The 3,277-nt window shown below is 43.5% G+C and carries 4 protein-coding genes and 1 pseudogene; 1 reads left to right on the forward strand and 4 read right to left on the reverse strand.

Going from position 1 to position 3,277, the window contains the following annotated elements; translation table 11 throughout:
• The 3 genes from MHN01_RS21530 to MHN01_RS21540 form a co-directional block, all read right to left on the reverse strand.
• The coding region (locus MHN01_RS21530) for a PAS domain-containing protein (RefSeq protein ID WP_239413354.1) at positions 1-225 on the reverse strand (225 nt) is incomplete at its 3' end.
• A 304-nt stretch (positions 226-529) separates the two neighbouring features.
• Positions 530-1,027 carry a copper chaperone PCu(A)C gene (locus MHN01_RS21535; RefSeq protein ID WP_239413355.1) on the reverse strand — a complete coding sequence of 166 codons (498 nt, stop codon included), beginning with the start codon at positions 1,025-1,027 and terminating at the stop codon, positions 530-532.
• 130 nt (positions 1,028-1,157) lie between these two features.
• On the reverse strand, positions 1,158-1,607 hold the full coding sequence (locus MHN01_RS21540; protein WP_370646541.1) for a DUF2946 family protein: 450 nt from the start codon (positions 1,605-1,607) through the stop codon (positions 1,158-1,160).
• A 450-nt stretch (positions 1,608-2,057) separates the two neighbouring features.
• Between MHN01_RS21540 and MHN01_RS21545 the strand changes: the two genes are divergently transcribed.
• Entirely contained in the window at positions 2,058-2,816 is a 759-nt protein-coding gene (locus MHN01_RS21545; protein ID WP_239413357.1) for an SDR family oxidoreductase, read from the forward strand.
• Between the two features lie 106 nt (positions 2,817-2,922).
• On the opposite strand, the pseudogene MHN01_RS21550 reads toward MHN01_RS21545, so the two are convergent.
• Positions 2,923-3,277 (reverse strand): annotated as a pseudogene (locus MHN01_RS21550) (hypothetical protein); the annotation flags it as partial.

A 3,277-nucleotide genomic window follows, 5' to 3' on the forward strand; every position in this document is an offset into this window, starting at 1 on the left:
TTCTATAATTTGTTCTAACAATGATGGGCTGAAGTATTGGCTATCATCAGTACCCTGTATCTTATCAACGCTGCAATTGAATAGCTGGCAAGTCTGTTTATTGGCGTATATATACTTGCCTTCAGCATCTTTTACATAGATGTAAGCGCCCACTTCATCTACAATCCTTTTCAGGATGTGCTCTATGTTCTCTGGTGTTATTTGGTCTACATCGGTTACTATCATATCTAACACCTTGTAAGGCCAATATATTATTAAGACTAATAAAAGATGTTATGGAAATCTAGAAAATATTTCCATAACAAGTAGATAGTATCTGCTCGTTATTAGAATTCCGGAGGTGATATTTTCGTGCGACATTGATAAAAATAATATTAATATTATTGAGAGTCTTTATGTGTTAGCTGGTGTCGAGGTTAATTCTGTTTATATAAATAGCGTAGAGATGTAGAAGAGTTACTAGTAGATAATTAAAAACCGCTTGAAACATCAAGCGGTTTTTACTGTTAAATGATGTGATTAATTCTGCTTAATGATGGGCGTGAGCGCTTTTCATCTCATCTTTTTGCTGACCGTCAGGCTTATATGTTGCTTCTTCAACGGCAACGTCGACTTCAATGGTACCCGCCTTGGCAAAGTGAAGCGTAAGCGGGAAGCGATCGCCAAGAGCCGGTACTTTTCGCAGCTCGAAGAACATAATGTGGTAGCTACCAGGTTTTAGGGTACGTGTGCCATTGGCAGGAATATCAATTTTCTCAACTTCACGCATTTTCATCATTCCATCCTCATGGATATGAGCGTGGAGTTCTGTTTTGCCAGCAATAGGCGATTCGGCTCGAAGCAGGGTATCGCCTTCATCACCATGGTTCATGATATTGAAGAAAGCAGCTGCCACAGCTGACGTTGGTGGAACCTCTTTAGACCAAGGATGGTCAATATGCAGGTTACCGCCTTTGTAGTCGTGTGCATTGGCAAAGCCGCTCAATAGTAATGCGCTACCCAAAATGATGTTGATGATTTTTTTCATGACTTTCTCCGTAATCATTATTATGTCGAGGCATTGTTTCAGTTCATCTGCCGTAGGACATTTTATTCATTTCTCGTTTGCCGGATGGTGATTCGGCAAAACGGTTTCACGGCATCTGTTTGGCCGTATGTTAATTACAAGAGCTAAGGCAGGGCGGAGAATGTTTGGGTGCGTACATGAAGTAAATACGCTGCGAGAACGATTTACGGTTGTTTAATCGGAATTTCTGATGCAAAGAGAGCAATGCAAGCAGGAAAAACAGTGCTTCGGTAGGAAAAGTGCCGATTGACTGATGGTGTTTTAGGAGCGGACAGTGGAATTTGATATCACCATGTTCACCCTGGCTATCATGCTGCGACAGAGCCGAGTTTTGTTGCTTGAGTGAATCAACACTAATCCATTTGAGTCCTTCACTCGTGCAGATCAGCACTTTCTCGCCGGTTAGCCAGTTTCCACCTCCCTGATAGTGGGACGGGTTCAGAATGACGACTGAAGAGAGAAAATTCATTAGCAGGATAGCAAAGATGGTAATGCTAATTACCCACCTTGTACTTTGATGTTTCCTGCTGCTGATATTCATTGGAACTTTATCTACCACCTAAAAGAGTAACGCATAATATCAAACTTAGTACATCTCTGTAACTATTTGTGTAAATGGTTTGTTTCCAGTTTGAGAGGTCAGCACTGAAAAGATGCATAAAGATAGCATTATATAAGCTGCTGAGTATTAAGCATTACCACTAAGATTTTTAGTTTGAACATAAAGTAAACAAATATGCTTGCGACGAATTATTGTGAAGAAAGAGGCTGTTTGTAATGATTTGCTTTCATTTTTGTTAAGAGGTTAAATATTGCTTTTATCGCGAGGCGTTAACGCCGATGGTTTGATTTTGCTTTATCGGTTGTGATGACAAAAAGTTAATTCTGCCGGAATGTAATGTACAGCAATAGTATTAATACAAGGAAGGTAGTGTGAAAGTTGCTGTTCTTGATGACTGCTTAGAAGGGCTAATAGTGATGAGAGGGCTAAATGATGAGTAGGCAAACTGTGTTGATTACAGGTGCAAGCCGGGGGATCGGAGCGGCAACGGCAAGGCTGTTAGCCTCTCAGGGCATCAATCTTTGCCTGAACTATCGGTCAGATTCAGCGGCAGCACAGGCCGTATTGGAAGACGTCCGGGCTATGGGAGTGGATGCTATAGCAGTACAGGCTGATGTGTCGAAGGAAGCCGAGGTCGTTGGTTTGTTTGCCACATTAGATCTGCAACTGGGGCGATTGACCGGCCTGGTAAATAATGCCGGAATATTGCAGCCGCAAATGCGCCTTGAGGCGATGACGGCAGAGAGAATTAATCATATTCTTACCACGAACGTAACCAGCCAGTTTTTGTGCTGCCGAGAGGCCGTAAAACGCATGGCATTTTCTCACGGTGGTAAGGGGGGCGCCATTGTTAATGTTTCATCGGCTGCTTCCCGCAGCGGAGCGCCGTTTGAATATATTGATTATGCTGCTTCCAAGGGAGCGGTAGATTCGTTAACCAAAGGACTTTCGCTGGAAGTCGCCAGCGATGGTATCCGGGTTAACGGTGTTCGCCCCGGTTTTATCGCAACAGAAATGCATGCTGATGGTGGTGAGCCTGAACGGGTAGCGCGCCTTATTAAAAATAATGCGATACCGATGCAGCGAGGCGGTAGCGCTGATGAAGTGGCTGAGGCAATTAGCTGGCTGCTATCCGACAAAGCATCTTATTCGACCGGCAGTTTTATCGATCTGGCTGGCGGTAGGTAATGCGTATCAGCTGGTAATACATATTAGCTGCTAAGAAAAAAAGCGTTATATCGCCCTGAGCCTAAGACGATATAACGCAAGGAATGTTACTGGAGAGTGTAACGAGTTATGACTTGGTGAATCGGTAAGTCTGTATTTTTTCCTCTTTGCCATTTACCTGGGCATAGGTATCAATCATCCAGACATTTTGGCCGGCAAAGGCTAACTCAAGGCGAATAGTCGATGAGTCGACACCTTCGATGACACTGACATCATTTGAGGTCGGATAGTAGTTATAGCGGTTCATGTTTGGCTGATGTTCACCGGCAAACTGGACCGGAATATTGTTGATATTGCTGTTTACAGATAGCGTGTAGCCCGCATCAGGGGTGTAGGCAAAATTCGCCGTTAATTGAAGAGGCTGCTTATTGCTATCGATAGCAAGATCCTGAATTTGGATCTGGGCTTCGGTGGTTTTTGCC

Origin of the sequence: Photobacterium sp. OFAV2-7 (assembly GCF_022347985.1) — a bacterium.
Classification (GTDB): Bacteria; Pseudomonadota; Gammaproteobacteria; order Enterobacterales; family Vibrionaceae; genus Photobacterium.

What these genes read in the sequence shown, in the direction of transcription:
- MHN01_RS21535 (WP_239413355.1), bottom strand. Translation starts at nt 1,027, where the DNA reads ATGAAAAAAATCATCAACATCATTTTGGGTAGCGCATTACTATTGAGC.
- MHN01_RS21540 (WP_370646541.1), bottom strand. Translation starts at nt 1,607, where the DNA reads ATGAATATCAGCAGCAGGAAACATCAAAGTACAAGGTGGGTAATTAGC.
- MHN01_RS21545 (WP_239413357.1), top strand. Translation starts at nt 2,058, where the DNA reads ATGATGAGTAGGCAAACTGTGTTGATTACAGGTGCAAGCCGGGGGATC.